This is a genomic window from Aquimarina acroporae (genome assembly GCF_023195925.1).
GTDB classification, from domain to species: domain Bacteria; phylum Bacteroidota; class Bacteroidia; order Flavobacteriales; family Flavobacteriaceae; genus Aquimarina; species Aquimarina acroporae.
The window spans coordinates 214,013-233,082 of sequence record NZ_JALPRE010000006.1; the positions used below are offsets into that span (position 1 = coordinate 214,013).

At 33.7% G+C, this 19,070-nt stretch carries 14 protein-coding genes; all 14 read left to right on the plus strand.

The features are described from left to right. The first annotated feature begins 61 nt into the window (after positions 1-61). The 14 genes from M0D21_RS09300 (at position 62) to M0D21_RS09365 (ending at position 19,021) form a co-directional block, all read left to right on the plus strand. On the plus strand, positions 62-3,349 hold the full coding sequence (locus M0D21_RS09300; RefSeq protein WP_248328714.1) for a VCBS repeat-containing protein: 3,288 nt from the start codon (positions 62-64) through the stop codon (positions 3,347-3,349). Positions 3,350-3,371: 22 nt separating this feature from the next. Further along, positions 3,372-6,668, plus strand: a complete 3,297-nt coding sequence (locus tag M0D21_RS09305) for a VCBS repeat-containing protein (RefSeq protein WP_248328716.1) — start codon at positions 3,372-3,374, stop codon at positions 6,666-6,668. Positions 6,669-6,729: 61 nt separating this feature from the next. Next, complete coding sequence (locus M0D21_RS09310; protein WP_248328718.1) at positions 6,730-8,013, plus strand: sugar phosphate isomerase/epimerase family protein; 1,284 nt, start codon at positions 6,730-6,732, stop codon at positions 8,011-8,013. Positions 8,014-8,286: 273 nt separating this feature from the next. Next, entirely contained in the window at positions 8,287-9,546 is a 1,260-nt protein-coding gene (locus tag M0D21_RS09315; RefSeq protein ID WP_248328720.1) for a carbohydrate binding domain-containing protein, read from the plus strand. Between the two features lie 56 nt (positions 9,547-9,602). Next, positions 9,603-10,982, plus strand: a complete 1,380-nt coding sequence (locus M0D21_RS09320; RefSeq protein WP_248328722.1) for an endo-1,4-beta-xylanase — start codon at positions 9,603-9,605, stop codon at positions 10,980-10,982. A gap of 110 nt (positions 10,983-11,092) precedes the next feature. Next, on the plus strand, positions 11,093-12,166 hold the full coding sequence (locus tag M0D21_RS09325) for an endo-1,4-beta-xylanase (protein ID WP_248328724.1): 1,074 nt from the start codon (positions 11,093-11,095) through the stop codon (positions 12,164-12,166). 7 nt (positions 12,167-12,173) lie between these two features. Then, the gene (locus M0D21_RS09330; RefSeq protein WP_248328726.1) at positions 12,174-13,850 is read left to right on the plus strand and encodes a glycoside hydrolase family 43 protein; all 1,677 of its coding nucleotides are present in this window, start codon (positions 12,174-12,176) and stop codon (positions 13,848-13,850) included. Further along, positions 13,843-14,817 carry a glycoside hydrolase family 16 protein gene (locus M0D21_RS09335; RefSeq protein ID WP_248328728.1) on the plus strand — a complete coding sequence of 325 codons (975 nt, stop codon included), beginning with the start codon at positions 13,843-13,845 and terminating at the stop codon, positions 14,815-14,817. The genes M0D21_RS09330 and M0D21_RS09335 overlap by 8 nt, the downstream gene beginning before the upstream one ends. Before the next feature lie 119 nt (positions 14,818-14,936). Continuing rightward, positions 14,937-15,620, plus strand: a complete 684-nt coding sequence (locus M0D21_RS09340; RefSeq protein ID WP_248328730.1) for a hypothetical protein — start codon at positions 14,937-14,939, stop codon at positions 15,618-15,620. Between the two features lie 42 nt (positions 15,621-15,662). Then, positions 15,663-16,526: a sigma-70 family RNA polymerase sigma factor gene (locus tag M0D21_RS09345; protein WP_248328732.1), complete on the plus strand. Its 864-nt coding sequence runs from the start codon at positions 15,663-15,665 to the stop codon at positions 16,524-16,526. A 112-nt stretch (positions 16,527-16,638) separates the two neighbouring features. Next, positions 16,639-17,262 (plus strand): FMN-dependent NADH-azoreductase, encoded by a 624-nt coding sequence (locus tag M0D21_RS09350; protein ID WP_248328734.1) that lies wholly within the window; start codon positions 16,639-16,641, stop codon positions 17,260-17,262. After that, the gene (locus M0D21_RS09355; RefSeq protein WP_248328736.1) at positions 17,259-17,771 is read left to right on the plus strand and encodes a cupin domain-containing protein; all 513 of its coding nucleotides are present in this window, start codon (positions 17,259-17,261) and stop codon (positions 17,769-17,771) included. Before M0D21_RS09350 ends, M0D21_RS09355 begins: the two co-directional genes overlap by 4 nt. A gap of 168 nt (positions 17,772-17,939) precedes the next feature. Further along, positions 17,940-18,515 carry a Crp/Fnr family transcriptional regulator gene (locus M0D21_RS09360; protein ID WP_248328738.1) on the plus strand — a complete coding sequence of 192 codons (576 nt, stop codon included), beginning with the start codon at positions 17,940-17,942 and terminating at the stop codon, positions 18,513-18,515. 65 nt (positions 18,516-18,580) lie between these two features. Beyond that, complete coding sequence (locus M0D21_RS09365) at positions 18,581-19,021, plus strand: carboxymuconolactone decarboxylase family protein (RefSeq protein ID WP_248328740.1); 441 nt, start codon at positions 18,581-18,583, stop codon at positions 19,019-19,021. The last annotated feature ends 49 nt before the right edge of the window (positions 19,022-19,070 follow it).

A 19,070-nucleotide genomic window follows, 5' to 3' on the forward strand; every position in this document is an offset into this window, starting at 1 on the left:
GTTTGAATTAGCAAAAACAGCTTGTAAAACCGATACAAGCTGTTTTTTGCTCAATGTAAATATGAAAATAAGATCTTCAAAAAGTATACTATCTCTGGTTTTGTTTGTGCTTGTTTCATGCAGTTGTAAGGACCATCGGTCACCTAAAAAAGAACAAAAAGCAGAAACGCTGTTTACGTTGGTTCCAGATTTAGAAACGGGTATTGATTTTATCAATAAGGTGGAACAGGATAATTATTTTAATTGTCTAAAGTATACCTACGCCTTTAATGGAGGGGGAGTTGCCATTGGGGATATAAATAATGATCAACTCGATGATGTTTATTTTACTGCTAATCAAACTTCAAACAAACTTTATCTTAACAAAGGAGATTTTAAATTTGAAGATATTACCAAATCTGCAGGAGTTAGTGATGAACAAGGATGGACCACGGGTGTATCTATGATAGATATAAATAACGATGGTTGGCTAGATATCTATGTTTGTAAATCGGCTTCATTAAGCAACAACGAGCACAGAAGAAATAAGTTATTTATCAATCAACAGGATGGCTCTTTTAAGGAAGATGCAAAATCCTGGGGGTTAGACAATGATGGGTTTTCGGTGCAGTCTTATTTTTTTGATTATGACAGAGATGGAGATCTTGATATGTATTTGGTAAATCATAGAGTCGATTTCAAGAATACGCTCAGAATAGAGAAAAAAGAAAATCAGAAGTTTTATCCTGAAACTTCTGATCATTTATACAGAAACGATGGATTTTTTTTCACCAACGTAACATTACCTTCAAAAGTGATAAATAACGCATGGGGATTAAGTGCTTCAATAGGAGATTATAATAATGATAATTGGCCAGATATATATGTGGCGAATGATTATATCGCTCCAGATTTTATGTATATCAATAACAGAGATGGCACATTTTCAAATCAAATTAATACTCGTTTTAAACACATATCATATAATAGTATGGGGTCTGATTATGCAGATATTAATAACGATTTTTTACCAGATCTAGTCGTTTTAGAAATGTCGGCAGAGGATCATATTCGTAGCAAAGAAAACATGCCTACGATGAACGTTGATGGTTTTGATAAAATAGTGAATTCAGGGTATCATTACCCATATATGACCAATGTACTTCAACTCAATAATGGGAATGGGGCTTTTAGTGATATGGGGCAGTTAGCAGGCATCTCAAAAACAGACTGGAGTTGGAGTCCGCTAATCGCAGATTTTGATAATGACGGATGTAAAGATTTGATAATTACCAACGGAATAGAGCGGAATTTTGGCAACCAGGACTACATAAGAGAAGTAAAGAAGAATATAGATCAGAATGTTGAAATGACCTTCATGCAGGTAATCGAGATGATGCCATCAGAAAAAATAGCAAACTATGCGTTTAGAAATAATGGAGATTTGACATTTTCTAATACTACGATAGCATGGGGGTTAGATCAAAAATATAACTCTAACGGATTTGCTTATGGAGATTTAGATAATGATGGAGATTTAGACATAGTCTTTAATAACATGTCTGATAAAGCAACTATTTACAGGAATAATACAACGGGAAATTACATTACAATAAAACTGAAAGGAGGCTCTCAAAATACGTCCGGTATAGGAGCAAAGATAAAAGTAGTTACCAAAGATAATGAACAATACCAGGAATTATATGTTAGTAGGGGATTCCAATCATCGGTATCTAATATTGTGAATTTTGGTATTGGAGAGCATAAAAAAGTGGATAAGATAGAGGTTGTTTGGCCAAATGGAGTGATTTCGGTTCTGGAAAATGTCGAGGCAAACCAGCGAATACATATAAATTTTGAAGAAGCCAAGAGCGGGACTCCAATAAAGAAAAAAACACACCGAATTCTTACACCAATTAATCCCATATCGCTAGGGATTACTTATAGTCATAAAGAAAATGAATATAATGATTTTGAGAATCAGGTTTTATTACCACAGAAATTATCCCAACAAGGTCCAGCTATAGCTGTTGGTGATGTTAATGGTGATGGTCTGGACGATTTTTTTATCGGAGGAGCCAAAAACCAAAAAGCAGCCTTATATATTCAAAAAAAGCGAAAAAAATTTGAGGAGAATACCCAAGAAGCTTTTACCAAAGATGCACAATATGAAGATAATGGAGTGTTACTTTTTGACGCCGATCAAGATAATGACCTGGATCTGTATGTGTCGAGCGGGGGGTATGAAGTTTCAGACAATAACCGTATGCTTATTGATAGATTATATATAAACGACGGTAAAGGTAATTTTAAAAGAAGTAATCATAGATTACCCAAATTAAAGAATAATACAAAAAGAGTAGTAGCGGCTGATTTAGATAAAGATGGAGATCTGGATCTAATTATTGGAGGACATGTTAAACCAGGAATGTACCCTTTGGCTTCGACATCTTACATTCTAAAAAATAATAATGGTGTTTTTGAAGATGTAACTCAAAAAATAGCTCCTGAGTTTTCCGAAATTGGAATAGTTAATGATATCATATGTTCAGATTTTGATAATGATAATGACCTTGATTTAATAGTGGTTGGAGATTGGATACCTATAACCATATTCAAAAATAATGGAGGGACTTATCATAAAGTAAATATTCCTGGTCTCAAGGACACAGAAGGTTGGTGGAACACCGTTAAGGAGATCGATATCGATAAAGATGGCGATAAAGATTATATCATAGGTAACTTGGGAGACAATAATAAATTTCATCCCACCCAAGAACACCCCCTGCATATTTATAGTAAAAACTTTGATGCCAATAATACTTATGATATGGTGTTGAGTAAGAGTTATAAAGGAAATTTAGTTCCGCTAAGAGGAAAAGAATGCTCTTCAGAACAAAATCCTTTTATAGCTGAAAAAATAGCCACCTATAAAGATTTTGCTTTATCTACAATGAATGATATTTATGGGAAGGAAGAACTGAAAACATCCTACCATAAAGTAGCCTACGAATTAGGCACTGCCTATATCATCAATAATGGAGATAATACCTTTGAATTCAAAAAAATGCCTTCTATTGCTCAATTGGGCCCAACAATGGATTTTGAAATAACAGATATAAATAATGATGGTTTTCCTGATGTCGTAGGTGTCGGTGCAATATATGAAGCAGAAGTAGAAACAATACGTTATGATGCAAATAATGGTTATATCCTTCTAGGAAACCCAACTGGCGAGTTACAACCATTCAAAGATGTTAATTTTTATGTGGGTAAAAATTCAAAAGCAATCAACAAAATAAAAATAGGAGATGATACCTGTTTTTTGGTAGGAAATAATAATGATATGCTATCCATATTTAAAAAGTAGATTTTGAAGTAAGAAAGAATTTATGAAAGTAGTTGTGATATATTTTGTAGTAGTTTTTCTTTTTCTCGTAGGTTGCTCTTCACCAGAAAAAGAGAAGACTTCGGAAGTATTCTTGAAGTTAGATTCAAAAAAGACAGGAATAACGTTTACCAATCGGTTAACCGAAAATGATACCTTAAATTATTTTACGTATCCATATATCTACATGGGTGGAGGAATAGCCGTTGGAGATATAAATAATGATGGGCTTTTGGATATTTATTTCACTGGAAACCAGGTATCCAACAAATTGTATTTAAATAAAGGAAATCTTGAATTTGAAGATATTACAGAAAGTGCAGGAGTAGGTGGAGATAGGCGATGGTATACAGGAGTTACAATGTCTGATGTTAACGGAGACGGTTTTTTGGATATCTATTGTTCAGTAGGAGGGAAATTTGAACCAAAACAAAACCAATTGTTTATAAATAATGGCGACGCAACGTTTTCTGAAAAAGCTGTAGAACTTGGTCTTGCCGATTCAGGAAATAGTACTCAAGCTACTTTTTTTGATTATGATAAAGATGGAGATTTAGATGTTTATGTAGCAAATTATCCGCCTACAAAATTTAACTCCCCGGTATTTGTATATCAAAACAAAATGAAAAATGTGAAAGATCATGAGTCTGATCATCTATATGAAAATCAAAACGGAATCTTTATCGATGTGACACAAAAAGCGGGAGTAAAAAGCTTCGGACTTTCACTAAGCGCCACTGTTGGTGATATTAATAATGATTCCTGGCCTGATATATATGTGTCAAATGATTTTAGCTCTCCAGATTATATGTACCTCAATAATCAGGATGGAACTTTTAGAGAAGTACTTAAGAATGCAACCTCGCAAACTGCATTCTATGGAATGGGTGTAGATATAGCAGATTTTAATAATGATGGGTACTTAGATATTTTTCAGGTAGATATGGATGCAAAAAGTAATCGCAGAAAAAAAGCAAATATGGCCAGTATGAATATTCCGTTATTTAGGAACGTGGTTAATGCAGGTTTTCACTATCAATATATGCAAAACTGTCTACAACTTCATACAGGTGTCATAGAAAAAGGAATTCCAAAATTTTCAAACATTTCTCGAATCACAGGTACCTCTTCAACCGATTGGAGTTGGGCTCCTCTCATTGCCGATTTTGATAATGATGGATTAAAAGACTTGTTCGTATCCAATGGAACGCGACGTGAAATAAACAATAATGACTATTTTAATAAATTAGATGAATTCAATAGTGTTAGCAAAGATTCGTTATTACCATTAAGTCTCAAAATTCCTTCAGAGCCAATAGATAACTTTATGTTCAAGAATCAAGGTGACCTAAGTTTTGAACAAGTCAATGATCAATGGGGCATAAGAGATAAGGGCTTTTCTAATGGAGCGGTTTATGCCGATTTTGATAATGATGGAGATTTAGAGATTATTACCAACAATATTGATGATGTTGCCTCTTTCTTTGAAAATACAAGTTCAAAGGTAAATAACTATCTAAAAATTAAATTTGAAGATGTAAATGATAATAAATTCGGCATCGGTACCAGAGTAAACGTTGTAACCGGCAAAAAAACACAATTACAAGAATTAACAATGACCAGAGGGTTTCAATCTTCGGTAGCCCCAGAAATGATCTTTGGTTTAGGTAAATACGATGTAGTTGATGAACTTAATATTATTTGGCCAAATGGTGATACACAAATACTTCAAAACATAAAAGCAAATCAAAGTATTGTAGTTAAGTCTAAAGATGCGGCTAAAGAAAAAAATGAAAAGATCAAATTGAATACGCATCTTTTTGCTACAACTAATATGATCTTTCCCCACCATGCCCATGTAGAAAATCAGTTCGACGACTTTTCAAAACAAATATTATTACCTCATAAAATGTCTTCTTTTGGTCCAGCATTGGCTATTGGGGATTTAAATGGGGATGGATTAGAAGATTACTTTGTTGGAGGGGCAAAGGGATATGCTGGAAGTATATTTTTACAGCATGAAGGAGGTTTTAAAAAGATGTTACTTCCGGTCTTAGAGCAAAATAAAAATAGTGAAGACATAGGGGCGACAATTTTTGATGCAGATAACGATGGAGATAATGATCTTTATGTAGTTAGCGGAGGGTACGAATTTGCTCAAGATTCTGAAAACTTACAAGATAGACTTTATATAAATCATGGAAATGGTAATTTTTCTGAATCTATAGATGCGTTGCCAAAAATGCGAACAAGCGGATCAAAAGTAGATACAGCAGATTTTGATAAAGACGGTAAAAAAGATGTATTGGTTTTAGGACGACAGGTTCCTGGAAAATATCCGATGCCCGCAAACACATTTATATTAAAAAACAGAAGTAGTCACAATCAAATAAAATTTGATTTTTCTCATGAAATGCAACCCGAAGAATTTACTGGTTTGGGAATGGCAACAGATGCTGTAATCACAGATTTTAATAATGATAATTGGCCAGATGTAATTGTGGTAGGAGAGTGGATGCAGATTCGGGCATTTCAAAATACAAAAGGTAAATTTAAGGAAGTCACCAAAGAGCTAGGACTAGAAAAAACCACTTCATGGTGGTGGAGTATAGAAGAAGGAGATTTTGATAATGATGGTGATATGGATTATATAGTTGGAAATAACGGATTAAACTATAAATATAAGGCTAGCGAGGAGGAAACTTTTGATATCTTTTTTAATGATTTTGATAATAATGATCATAATGATATTGTTTTAAGCTATTATAATGAGGGTAAACAATATCCAGTAAGAGGTAGAGAATGTTCTTCACAACAAGTACCTGGAATCAAACAAAAATTCCAGAATTATGAAAGCTTTGCCAACGCTACCTTAACCGATGTATATTCCCAAAAAACCTTGAACTCCTCTTTACACTATAGTGTTCGTTCTTTTGCCAGTGTTTTTTTAGAAAACACTGGTGGTAAATTTGTTATGCATGAACTTCCCAAACTGGCACAAATTTCTAGTATTAATCAGATTTTGGTAGATGACTACGATAAGGATAAGCATTTAGACGTACTAATAGCCGGTAATCTGTTTTCTTCAGAAGTGGAGACCCCTCGTAATGATGCCGGGTATGGATTATTTCTAAAAGGAAATGGGAAAGGAAATTTTTCTCCCATAAGTACAACAGAAAGTGGTTTTTATGTTCCAGGGGATGTAAAAGATATGAAGATGATAAAGGTGAAAGATACGTCATACATCATTGCAGCAAAAAACAACGATAGCCTTCAATATATAGTGCATCTTAAGAACTAATAAATATGTTGAATTTTTTCAATTCTGATAGTTTCAGTTTAAATCAATAAAAATTTTATCAATGAAATATATGCTCATGTTATGTTGTGTGATCACACAATTGTCTTTTAGTCAAACTAATGGGAAAGCAGAAAACCAAGAATTCCTTCTTTGGCAATATGTTGGTGAATGGTTAAATGGTGATAACATAAATGCGAAAGAGGTTAGTAAAGATCCTAATACCAGGATTTTGGTTACACCCAAAATGGATGGAGTTTCTTTTTGGGTTGAAGTATCTCAAAAAAAAGTAAATCAATGGGCTGTGATCCTGACCGAAATGATAAGTTATGATGCCAATACCAATGAAATTGTAGCATTGGGAACTAACCCAGAAGCCGAAAACTTTATAGGTAAAGGTTTTTTCTCTTCATACGATAAACTTACCATGCGAGATCATGATTTTAAGGGGGATTTTGTTCAGGAAGTTAGATTTCATTTTGAGGAAGATGGGAGATTATTGCTAACTGGAGATGCTCCAGATGATGAATATGATTGGGAAGGTGTTTTTTTTAAAACTAAAACCCACAATAAAAACTTTGGAATTCATTTGGTCTCTGTAGATTCTGAAATGAGAAAAGATCCTTTAGGAACTATCGATAAAATAGGAAAAATGGGGTATTCTTATGTAGAAACGCATAGATATGATAATGGTAAGTTTTATGGGTTAACACCCGAACAATTTCATATGGTATTAGAGAAAAATAATCTTCATCTAGCAGGGTCAATGGTATTTAAAGATTTAGACTTTGATAATCCAGACCAGTCAATGAAATGGTGGGATAGGTGTATCGAGGATCACTTAAAAATAAAAGTAAGTTATCTCACCACCACAAATATCAATCTGGAACTTCTTAAACAAGAGGATGGACTAAAAAGATACGCTTCATACTTTAACAAAATTGGTAGAAAATGTAATGCCAATGGTTTAAAGTTTTTGTACCATAACCATACAGATGAATTTAAAAAAATTGGTAACCAGATCATCTATGATTACCTTCTTGATCATACAGATCCAGAAGTAGTATACTTTCAATCAGATTTGTTTTGGATGTATACCGCCAAAGTCGATCCTGTCTATTACTTTGAAAAATACCCTAGTAGATTTCTTAGCTGGCATGTAAAAGACATAAAAGAACTAGGAGCCAGTGGTAAAATAGATTTTAAACGACTTTTTTCTTTTGCTTCGGTAGCAGGTTTACAATATAATACAGTAGAAATAGAAAATTATGATTATCCTCCCTTGATAAGTGCTAGAATGGCGTCGGATTATATTAGGTATAAAAGGTTTATAAACAATTATGACTAAAATTACGGTGTTGTTATCCAAGTAAACGGCTTAATTTTTATCATCTGCCGGTATCGCCTTGCAAATCTGCCAAAAAGCTTCATTTGTACTATCAAACGACACATTTTTTACATCTTTCGTAATAGGTAAAACCTAATTTTGAGATTAACATAAATAAAGTGTTAAGGTTTAAGTGTTTTGATAATTAGGGAAAAATAAGTTTTGAACAAGATTCTCAAGATTACTATTAAAAGCTTTAAAATTTAATAAGTAACTATTTTTAATACTATTACGATGAAAAAACTAAGAGTTTTATTTGCGTCTTTTTTTTGCGTTCTGTTATGGTCTTGCAGTGATGATGACTCGGTAACAGAAATTATTGAACCATCATTTACGGTACAACAATCTCCAGATGATAGTAGCGTGTATTTTTTTGAAAATACAACCCCTGGAAAAGAAAACTTTTACAACTTCTGGCAATTCGATATTGGTGGGCCCAAATTTGCAGATGCTAATGGACCAATAGAACGTAAATTTGAAGAAGAAGGTTTTAGACGCGTTGTGCTTACCGTTGTGGGAAGAAATGGTTCTGCATTTGCTACTGAAGATATAACGGTGACTTTGCCGTTACCAGACGATACTAGGTTTTTATTGAATCCTGAAAATTTATTACATAATGGGTATTTCGCCGAAGGTAGCGGGGACGATTTTTCCAATTGGGGAAAATTTAACGGTGAAGATAGAATTACCGAAGAAACCAGCGAGGTGCAAGTAGGGTTTAGAGCAGCCAAAATAAGTAATCCTGTAGATGGAAACCCTTGGGAAACTCAATTCGTAGCAGACGAAGTACCGACTACAGATGGAGAAAAATATACAGCTTCTGTATGGATAAAAGGAGATCCAGTTGTGGTTCGTTTCTCTACAAATCCGGGAGTTGGTGGAGATCAATATGCCGGTGATTATACGGTCACAGGTGATTGGACTCAATATTCATGGACATTTACAGCAAATTCTGCAACAACGCTATTAGCACTAGATATGGGAACTACAGCGGGAGATTTCTTTATAGATGCCGTAGAATTGGTGCCTGGTGAGAGTGCTCTTCCTTTACCATCAAATAATAGCGAATTACTTAATGGTGGATTAGAAGAAGGAACCGGTAATGATTTTACAAACTGGGGAAAGTTTAATGGAGAAGATAGAATTACCGAAGAAACAGTTGAAGTTTTAGGAGGATCACGCGCACTGAAAGTAGAAAACCCTGCAGATGGGAACCCTTGGGAAACACAATTTGTAAGCGACGCTTTTGATACCGTAAATGGAGATAGCTATACAGTTTCAATGTGGATGAAAGGAGATCCTGTAGTGGTTCGTTTTTCTACAAATCCTGGAGTTGGAGGAGATCAATATGCAGGTGATTATACCGTAACAGCAGATTGGACGAAGTATTCCTGGACATTTACAGCAAATTCAGACACCACCCTCATCGCTTTAGATATGGGAACCACTGGAGGTATATTTTATGTAGATGATATTAAGGTTGTAAAAGATTAAGACAAACCATTTAAATACTAATGCAAACCCCGAATAACTAATTTAAATTCTTTTAAATGAAAACTATTAAAATTGCTAAACTTCTGGCTTTATTCATGATTGTCGTTTTTTATGCTTGTAGCAGTGATGACACAGATGAAGGAGGTCCAGACGAAGGAGGAAATACAGTAACCAAGGTTCAGGCCGCATTCAAATATTCAATTTCTGAAAGTAATCCCAATATATTAGTTCTGGAAAATACTACCCAAGGAGAGGGAGAGTATAAAAGTGAATGGGATTTCGGGAAAGGAGAAGCATTTGTAGTAGATCAACCAGGATTAGATATGGTTGAATATGATAATGCAGGAGAATATAGAGTACGTCTTATTGTAACAAACTCAGCGGGATTTACCATCGCAGAAGAGGTTATTAAAGTTGATAGTAATGGTATTTGTCTAAATAATATCTGCGGAAGTGATCCAGGTGGCGATGTAGCGAGCCTTAAAGGAGCGGCAAACGGTTTTGCTATTGGTACTGCTGTACAAGCAGGAAGACTTTCTGGGAAATACGACGAAATCATGAGAGCAGATTTTAATAATCTTACTGCAGAGTATCAAATGAAAATGAATATCATGTATCCTTCACAAGGGAATTATGATTTTGGCCCGGCAGACGAAATTGTCAATTACGGTCTGAGTAATGATATGAATATTCACGGTCATGCACTAATATGGCATAATGCTACACCCGATTGGGTAGAGAATTTTTCGGGTACCGATGCAGAGTTTGAAGCTATGGTAGAAGATTATATAACTACTACTTTAACCAGATATAAAGGTAAAGTAAGGTCATGGGATGTCGTAAATGAAGCTATAGAAGATGGGAGTAATGAGTTGAGAAATAGTGTGTTCAGGCAGAAAATGGGTGATAACTATATCGAAAAATGTTACCAGTTTGCCAGAAATGCCGATCCCGATGTGTTACTATTTTATAATGATTACAATTTAACTTTTGACACTGGTAAACAAGCTGCAATGTTCGCTATTGTAGATAACCTCAAAGCTCAAGGACTAATTGATGGAGTTGGAGCACAAATGCATATCTCCTATAATGGCCCAACAAAAGAGCAAATACAAAGTGTCGTCGATGGTACCGTATCAAGAGGTTTACTAATGCATTTTGCAGAACTTGACATTAGAGCCAACCCAGAAGGTGATACTAATGTAAGCGCATTAAGTTCTCAAAGAGCGATCGCTCAAAGTGATAAATTTAAGGAAGTAGCAGAAATTTATGATGCTATACCTCAAGCCAATAAGTTTGCTCTTACCATTTGGGGTATAAAGGATGATGAATCATGGTTGTTAGATTTCTGGGGAGTTCCCGATTGGCCTCTACTTTTTGATGCAAGTTTTAATCCTAAAGAAGCACGTCAAGGTTTCTTAGAAGGGTTACAATAAAACTATTTAGTGTTCTTGAAAATCAGTTTTAACCCTGTAAACATCAAGATTTACAGGGTTTTTTATCTCTAGATTACTTCTTTAGTATAATCTCTTTACACCACTTCAAAATGAAAAAATACTTTTTATATACGTTGTTAGGATGTGTAATCCTATCTGTTTTATTCTCTTTTGAGAATCTCAATGTTGAAAATAAAGGTTTAAAAGAACTTACCACTTTTCCTATAGGTACGGCGGTAAGGGTAGATCAACTACAATCTGATGCCAAATTAAAAGAATTACAAATTCATAATTTCAATAGCATTACCGCAGAGAATGATATGAAAATGTATAATGTGAAACCTAATGAAGAAGAGTATAACTGGGAAAAAGTAGATAAGGTTATAGCCTATGGAGATACCAATGAACAGAGAATTTTTGGACATACGCTTATTTGGCATAGTGGTACACCAGATTGGGTGGAGAAAAAGGGGAGAAAAGATACATTATGGTTGGATAATTTTTTAAAAACGTACATTTTCGAATACGTATCACGCTATAAGGGTAAGGTAGACGGATGGGATGTAGTAAATGAAGCTTTCGACACCAAAGGTGGTAATTACCGAAAAACACTATGGTACGATGTACTGGGAAAAGAATATATCGCAAAGGCATTTTCATATGCTCATGAGGCAGATCCGGCTGCAAAACTTTTTTATAACGATTTTAATATAGAAAGAGATACGGCAAAGCTGCATGCAATGCTTAAGATGGTCAATGATCTAAAAAATGATAATGTACCTATTTCAGGAATTGGATTTCAGATGCACATAAGGGTAGATGTTCCTGATGAGATTATTGAGTATTCACTTAAAAAAGCTGTAGAAACAGGATTGCAGATACATCTATCTGAAGTTGATATCATCTTCAACAAACATGATGATTCAAAAAATGGAGGAGTACAAAAATACCAGGAGTTAACCGAAGAAATGAAAATAGCTCAAGCCGAGAAATATAAAAACCTAGTAAAAATGTACAAAGAAATTGTGCCAAAAAATCAGCAATATGGTATTACTTTTTGGGGGTTTACAGATCGTGATACTTGGGTACGTAGTTTTTTTAATATAGATGATTGGCCTTGCCTTTTTGATGATAATCTGGAACCTAAACCCGCATATTACGCTTTTAAAGAAGCACTAAATTAATGAGTCTATGAAGTTTAAAAAGGTGTTTTTTCTATGCTTCATCGTAGTATGCTTTGTTGTTAAAGGACAACATACATACACAAATCCGATTTTAGCTGGATTTTATCCTGATCCTAGTATATGTAAAGCAAATGGTTATTACTACATGGTAAACTCAACGTTTGCTTATTTTCCTGGTATCCCTGTTTTTAGAAGCAAAGATTTGGTGAATTGGAAACAAATAGGAAATGTACTGGATCGTCCTGAGCAGTTAGATTTAGAAGGACTAGGAGTTTCTAGGGGTATTTTTGCTCCAACCATTCATTATCATCAAGGATTATTTTATGTGACATGCACCATTGTTGATGGTAAAAATAATTTTGTAGTGACTTCAACTAATCCCGAAGGACCTTGGTCTAACCCTATTTGGATTCCCGAAGTTGAAGGTATTGATCCCTCAATGTTTTTTGATGCCAATGGAAAATCATATATCATATATAATAGCGGTCCTCCTAATAATGAATCTTTATATGATGGGCATCGAACCATAAAAATGTATGAATTCGGCATAGAAAAAATGCATGTAATTGGAGAAGAAAAAATATTAATAAATGGAGGAACAGATATTTCGAAAAAACCAGTTTGGATAGAAGGACCACATATATATCATCGCAATGAGTATTATTATCTTATAGCAGCTGAAGGAGGTACTAGCGAAGAACATTCTGAAGTTGTATTTAGAAGTAAAAATATTTGGGGGCCGTATAAAAGCTATGACGAAAACCCTATACTTACTCAACGTGATCTAGATTCAAATAGACAACATCCTATAACCTCGACGGGGCATGCAGATATCATAGAAACGAAAAATGGAGAATGGTATGGTGTTTTTTTGGGCTGTAGACCATATGAGGGTAATTTTTACAATACAGGTAGAGAAACTTTTATGGCACCGGTTACCTGGGAGAATGGTTGGCCGAGATTTGATTTAGGTACAAAAGAGGTAAAATATAAGTATCCTACTCCGGGTAATGTAAAATTGGAAAAAGGCAATATATTCTATAGTAATAATTTTATTTTTAGAGACCAATTTGAAGATACTGTATTAGGTTTCAATTGGCTCTTTTTGCGTACTCCCAAGGAAAAATGGTATAGCCTTGATAAAGGCAAATTAAAAATGAAAACCAGAGTTCCAAGTTGCTCAGGTACTGGTAATCCAAGCTTTATTGGTCACAGGCAACAACATTCAAAAGGTAGTGTAAGTGTTAAAATGGAATTTAAAGCTACTCAAGAGTCAGAAAAGTCTGGATTAATAGTTTTTCAGAATGAATCTCACTATTACTACCTATGTACATCAATTAAGAATAACAAACCCGTTATTCAAGTTTTCAAATCTTCGGGTAAATCCCTTGAAGAATTAGCTTCACAATACCTTTCTTCTAATACCCCGATTAAGCTTAAAATTCGAGCAAATAATACTACTTATAATTTTTTATATGCAGAACAAAATAAACCTTGGAAAACATTAATAGATAATGTAGATGCAAGATTTTTAAGTACAAAAGTTGCAGGCGGTTTTGTAGGATGTATTTATGGAATGTATACAACCTCTTTAAGGAATAAAACTGAGAATTATGCCCTGTTTGATTGGTTTGAATATGTAGGGAATGATATGGTTTACAATAAAAAAACGAAAGATGAATAGGCTAATTTATATAGGATTAGTTTTAAGTATGTTCTATGCATGTTCTTCTCCACAAGACGAAGAACCAATACTTATAGGCGAACCTCTTCCATTACCAACTTGTAGTGATGGCTTGAGAAACGGAAACGAAACCGGAGTAGATTGTGGAGGAGATCAATGTCCTGAATGTCCTCAACAATCTGTTATACTACCAACTTCTGGATATGATGCCCCTCGTTCTTATGACGGGTACAACCTGATCTGGAGCGATGAGTTTGATGGTGAGAATCTTTCTAGCGACAAATGGGATTTTCATCTCAAAGATGGTTGCCCAAATTTATGTGGTTGGGGAAATAACGAACTTCAGTATTACACAGAGAAAAATGAGAATCTATATTTTAAAGAAGGTAATTTAATTATTGAAGCAAGAAATGAAAATATTTCTGGTAAAGAATATTCATCCTCAAGAATTCATACCGATAATAAGTTTGAGTTTAAATATGGGAGAATAGATATTCGAGCCAGTATGCCATCTGCGACTGGTACCTGGGTAGCGTTATGGTTGTTAAATAAGAACTACGAAGTTCAAAACCCTGCAGAATGGTGGCCAAAAGGTGGAGAAATCGACATTATGGAGTATTTAGGAGAAGATAAGTCAAAGGTATTTGGTACAGCGCATTATGGGAGAAACTTGGGAAGCCATAGATTCAATTCTGTGAAATATCAGGCTACCGGAGAAAATTTTGATAAGATATATTATGTTTTTTCTATTATCTGGGAAGAAGATAAAATAACATGGTTAGTAAATGATAACCCTTATCATTCTATAACTCCATCAGATACCAGCGGTGAACCATATCCATTTAATGATGAATTCTTTCTTATAATGAATCTATCTGTAGGGGGGAACCTCCCGGTAGCTCCTATATCTTCAGAATATCCTGCTTACTTAATTATAGATTATATTCGAGTATACCAAAAACAATAAATAGTAAAATCAAAGAATGCTGTTTTAGAATAGTTTTTAAAAAAATGCAGTAAGAATGTCACATTTTGAGATGGTATTTTGTCGTATTATATATACCTTAAAACCAATTTATAAAAACTATGGACAACGTATCATTCTTTACTCAGGTTTTATTTATTCTAACTACTATTATTACTATTGTAGTTTTTTGGTTGGCTACCAGAAAAAATAATAAGGTATTATATTTCCTCTTCGGATGGATGGCAATTCAAGCCGTTATTGGCTTAACTGGGTTTTACAGTAATTTTGAAGCTATTCCGCCAAGATTTATATTTTTATTAGGACCTGGTTTTCTTGTTACAGCAGTATTATTTTTTACAAAAAGAGGAAGGAGTTTTATTGAGGCTTTGGATATAAAATGGTTGACTTTATTGCATACAGTAAGAGTACCTGTTGAGATTGTGCTATACTTTTTATTTGTAGCTACACTGGTTCCTATAGATATGACATATGAAGGCAAAAACCTGGATATTATATCAGGAATAACTGCACCACTCATTTATGTGATAGTTTTCAGAAATAACACAATGAAAAGAAAGTTGTTGTTGCTATGGAATTTTATTAGTCTGGGACTTCTTATAAATATATTGATCATCGCAATTTTAAGTGCGCGAACTCCTTTTCAGCAAATGGCTTTTGAACAACCTAATATTGGAGTGACCTACTTCCCATTTGTTTGGTTACCATCTGTTATAGTGCCTTTAGTTTTAATAGCTCTGCTAGCGAGTATAAAGCAGTTAATCAAAAAAAATAATAAGCCGTAACAAGATCAAGAAAATGCAATTCAATTTTAATCGTTGTTGGAGATGGAAAAAATTAATGAACAAATACAAAACTTTAGCTCTGTTTTATTTCCTTATGCATACAATATCATAGGATCGGTAGAAGAAGCCAAAGATATAGTCCAAGACGTTTTGAGTAAGCACTTTACACTGAATGTATCTACAACAGAAATTGTAAATCAAAAAAACTACTTGATCACCAGTGTAGTTAATCACTCTATAAATAGTAAAAAACGAAAAAATAAATTTTCCTCCGATGTGGAACGATTACCAGAACCTATTGCCACCGAAGAATCTGATATTGAAACGCATTTGAAAGATATTGTAAAATATTCTCTGTTGGTTTTGTTGGAGCAACTTAATGTAAAAGAAAGAGCAGTATTTGTTTTAAAAGAGGCGTTTCATTATTCTCATGAAGAAATTGCACAAGTCATTTCGAGTACTAGTGAAAACTCTAGAAAGTTATTGAGTAGAGCAAAAGCAAAAATTAATCCAACGGTTAGAGATACCTCAAAAATATCTAATAAAGAAGCAAGTGCATACTTGAAAAAGTATGTTGAGGCTATACGAAATGGAGATACAGAAAAATTAGAAGAATTGTTTTGTGAAGATATTAAGGTAGTAGCAGATGGAGGAGAGAAAGTTAAAGTTATTAGCAATGTAACTACAGGGGTGAAAAATTGTATTTTACTTATGTTAGAAGTGTATAAAAAGTTTCAAAGGAAACAGAGTATTAAGTTTATAGAAGTAAATCATCACCCAGCATTACTTTATTTAAACAAGTCTAAAGTTATGGCTTGTCAGATATTTTCCTTTGATGAAGAGGGAAAAATTTACAGCATTAATTCTGTTATTGATCCTGTCAAATTAAAAAACGTTGTATCGTAGATAACATGTTTTTAGATTCCATTTTTTGTTTTTTTAAATTGATTTTTTGATAATATCGGTCACATTTTTATCCTTGGTTTTGTCTAATAAGTGAAGATAAAATATGATAAAAATGAAGATACTATTAAGAATTGATTGTAGTTCTAGAAAAGATGGTTCACATTCTAGAAAACTAGCAGATGTCTTTGAAAAGAACTGGAAATTGGCCAACGAAAATGGCAAAATAATCTATCGGGATTTAGCAGCTTTTGAAGTGCCTCATATCTCTAATGATACCATAGAAGCATTTTATACACCAGAAAACAATTTAACGCTAAAGCAAAAAGAAGCGTTATTAATTTCTGATGAATTCATAAATGAGCTATATGCTGCAGATGAGATATTAATTAGCAGTCCGTTGTATAATCTTAACGTTCCCTCTAGTCTTAAAGCTTATTTTGATCAGGTTGTAAGACCCAATAAAACATTTAGTACCCAGGATAATGGAACCATCGTAGGAATGCTAGCACAGAAAGTTGCTCATTTAGTACTGGTTAAAGGAGGTTTTTATGAGAACACAGTACTAGAACCTTTCGATTTTCAAAAACCCTATTTAGAAGCGATACTACAATTTATAGGAATCTCGGTTAGAAACGTTTTTTCTTTAGAAGGAACATCTACTAGCGAAGGAAACGATAAAAGATTCGATTCAATTCAAACAAAAATTCAGGAAACATTTAAATATATAATACAATGAAAATAGATTATTTCAATGATACTCTGGAGGATAATGCACAGGTCATTACTCCTGAAGAAGGGGAAGCATATAGTATGAATGGTATTTCATTTACTTTTAAAGTTACCAGTGAGATATCTAATGATCAATTGGGAGTTTATGAAATTAAGCTTGAACCCTATGCCATAGGTGCCAAATTGCATTACCATCGGTTTATGGATGAAACCTTTATAGTTAAAAAAGGTGTACTAACCATTTTTTATGGAGCAAATGCCGAAAAGGTGTTAGCAGAGCCTGGAACGGTGGTATATGCTCCCAGAATGACTCCTCATGGTTTTCAGAATGATACCAATGAAGAAGTAGAAGTGACTTTACTGTTTAATCCATCCCAAAAAAGGGAAGGCTTCTTTAGGGGGTTAAATGAAACCTTAAGTGAATCTCCAATTGATCCTCAAAAATATCTTAAACTATACAATAAATATGACAGTTTTCCGGTAGACATTGCCAATATGATTCCTGTTCGGGAATAAGGTAATTTCTTTATAATTCATGATGAAGAAGTGCCTTGTAATTTATTTTGCAAGGCATTTTCGATTTATGTAGGCGATACAAAAAAATAAGAAAAGAAACCAATGTTAAAAGGTGTTCATTCGTTCTTGTGTTTTTTATCTTAGCACTACAAATAAGAAGCAGTATAAATGCCTATATCATTTTTTGAACATATCAATCGATTTACCAATTTGACCAAAGGTGATTTTGATAAGGTACTCCAGTATTTTACAATTCAAACCTATAAAAAGAAAGAAATCATTCTTTCTGCCGGCTCCAAATGTAATTTCAATTATTTTGTATTAGAGGGATGTGCTCATATGTTTTTTATAGGTAAAAACGGAACCCAGAGAACAGTGCAATTTGCTATTGAAAATTGGTGGATTACTGATCATCTGGCTTTCCAAAGGGGTAATATTACAGATTTTTCTATTCAGGCGGTTGATCGTACAACTATTCTTCAAATAAAACGTGATGATCAGAAAAAAATGCTGGAGGAATTCCCAGAACTAGAAAGATATTTTAGAAAAATATTTGAAATTGCTTATGGGGCTTCTTTGGTGCGAATGAAATATGTATTCGATTATTCTAAAGAAGATGTGTATTATCATTTTACAGAAAGTTTTCCTGAATTTGCACAACGTGTACCACAATATTTAATAGCTTCTTTTCTGGGACTTACACCAGAATATGTTAGTGAAATAAGAGCCAAAAAACGTTCTTAAACTGGTTTAAGTTTTTTCTTTCTTCCTGCACATAATTTTGTGGTGAATCAAAAAACTTTAAAAAAATGGAAAGAATTCAAATTGACCAAGTAGAACCCACAGCGTATGAAGGATTGTTTGCTATAGAGAATTATCTTGCCAAAGCTAAATTAAGTACTACTCACAAACACTTAATTAAGATTAGAGCTTCACAAATAAATCGATGTGCATTTTGTATTGATATGCATACCAAAGAAGCAATTAAAGATGGAGAAAGTCCTCAACGTATTTTTTTATTGAATAGCTGGGAGAAGACAGACCTATTCTCACAAGAGGAAAGGATTGTATTGCAAATGACAGAAGAGATTACCAATATTAATGAAGGAGGATTATCAGAAGATACCTATCAAGAAGCGATTTCTAAATTTGATGAACAGTATTTTTCACAAATTATAATGGCTATAGGTGTCATTAACTTTTGGAACAGAATTGCTGTAAGTACTTTAAAGCCTTTGCCGAATTCTTAAAAGTCATCAATAAAGAAAAAGTGAATACTTCTGAACCTTTCTTTTTTCG

What these genes read in the sequence shown, in the direction of transcription:
- M0D21_RS09300 (WP_248328714.1), top strand. Translation starts at nt 62, where the DNA reads ATGAAAATAAGATCTTCAAAAAGTATACTATCTCTGGTTTTGTTTGTG.
- M0D21_RS09305 (WP_248328716.1), top strand. Translation starts at nt 3,372, where the DNA reads ATGAAAGTAGTTGTGATATATTTTGTAGTAGTTTTTCTTTTTCTCGTA.
- M0D21_RS09310 (WP_248328718.1), top strand. Translation starts at nt 6,730, where the DNA reads ATGAAATATATGCTCATGTTATGTTGTGTGATCACACAATTGTCTTTT.
- M0D21_RS09315 (WP_248328720.1), top strand. Translation starts at nt 8,287, where the DNA reads ATGAAAAAACTAAGAGTTTTATTTGCGTCTTTTTTTTGCGTTCTGTTA.
- M0D21_RS09320 (WP_248328722.1), top strand. Translation starts at nt 9,603, where the DNA reads ATGAAAACTATTAAAATTGCTAAACTTCTGGCTTTATTCATGATTGTC.
- M0D21_RS09325 (WP_248328724.1), top strand. Translation starts at nt 11,093, where the DNA reads ATGAAAAAATACTTTTTATATACGTTGTTAGGATGTGTAATCCTATCT.
- M0D21_RS09330 (WP_248328726.1), top strand. Translation starts at nt 12,174, where the DNA reads ATGAAGTTTAAAAAGGTGTTTTTTCTATGCTTCATCGTAGTATGCTTT.
- M0D21_RS09335 (WP_248328728.1), top strand. Translation starts at nt 13,843, where the DNA reads ATGAATAGGCTAATTTATATAGGATTAGTTTTAAGTATGTTCTATGCA.
- M0D21_RS09340 (WP_248328730.1), top strand. Translation starts at nt 14,937, where the DNA reads ATGGACAACGTATCATTCTTTACTCAGGTTTTATTTATTCTAACTACT.
- M0D21_RS09345 (WP_248328732.1), top strand. Translation starts at nt 15,663, where the DNA reads ATGGAAAAAATTAATGAACAAATACAAAACTTTAGCTCTGTTTTATTT.
- M0D21_RS09350 (WP_248328734.1), top strand. Translation starts at nt 16,639, where the DNA reads ATGAAGATACTATTAAGAATTGATTGTAGTTCTAGAAAAGATGGTTCA.
- M0D21_RS09355 (WP_248328736.1), top strand. Translation starts at nt 17,259, where the DNA reads ATGAAAATAGATTATTTCAATGATACTCTGGAGGATAATGCACAGGTC.
- M0D21_RS09360 (WP_248328738.1), top strand. Translation starts at nt 17,940, where the DNA reads ATGCCTATATCATTTTTTGAACATATCAATCGATTTACCAATTTGACC.
- M0D21_RS09365 (WP_248328740.1), top strand. Translation starts at nt 18,581, where the DNA reads ATGGAAAGAATTCAAATTGACCAAGTAGAACCCACAGCGTATGAAGGA.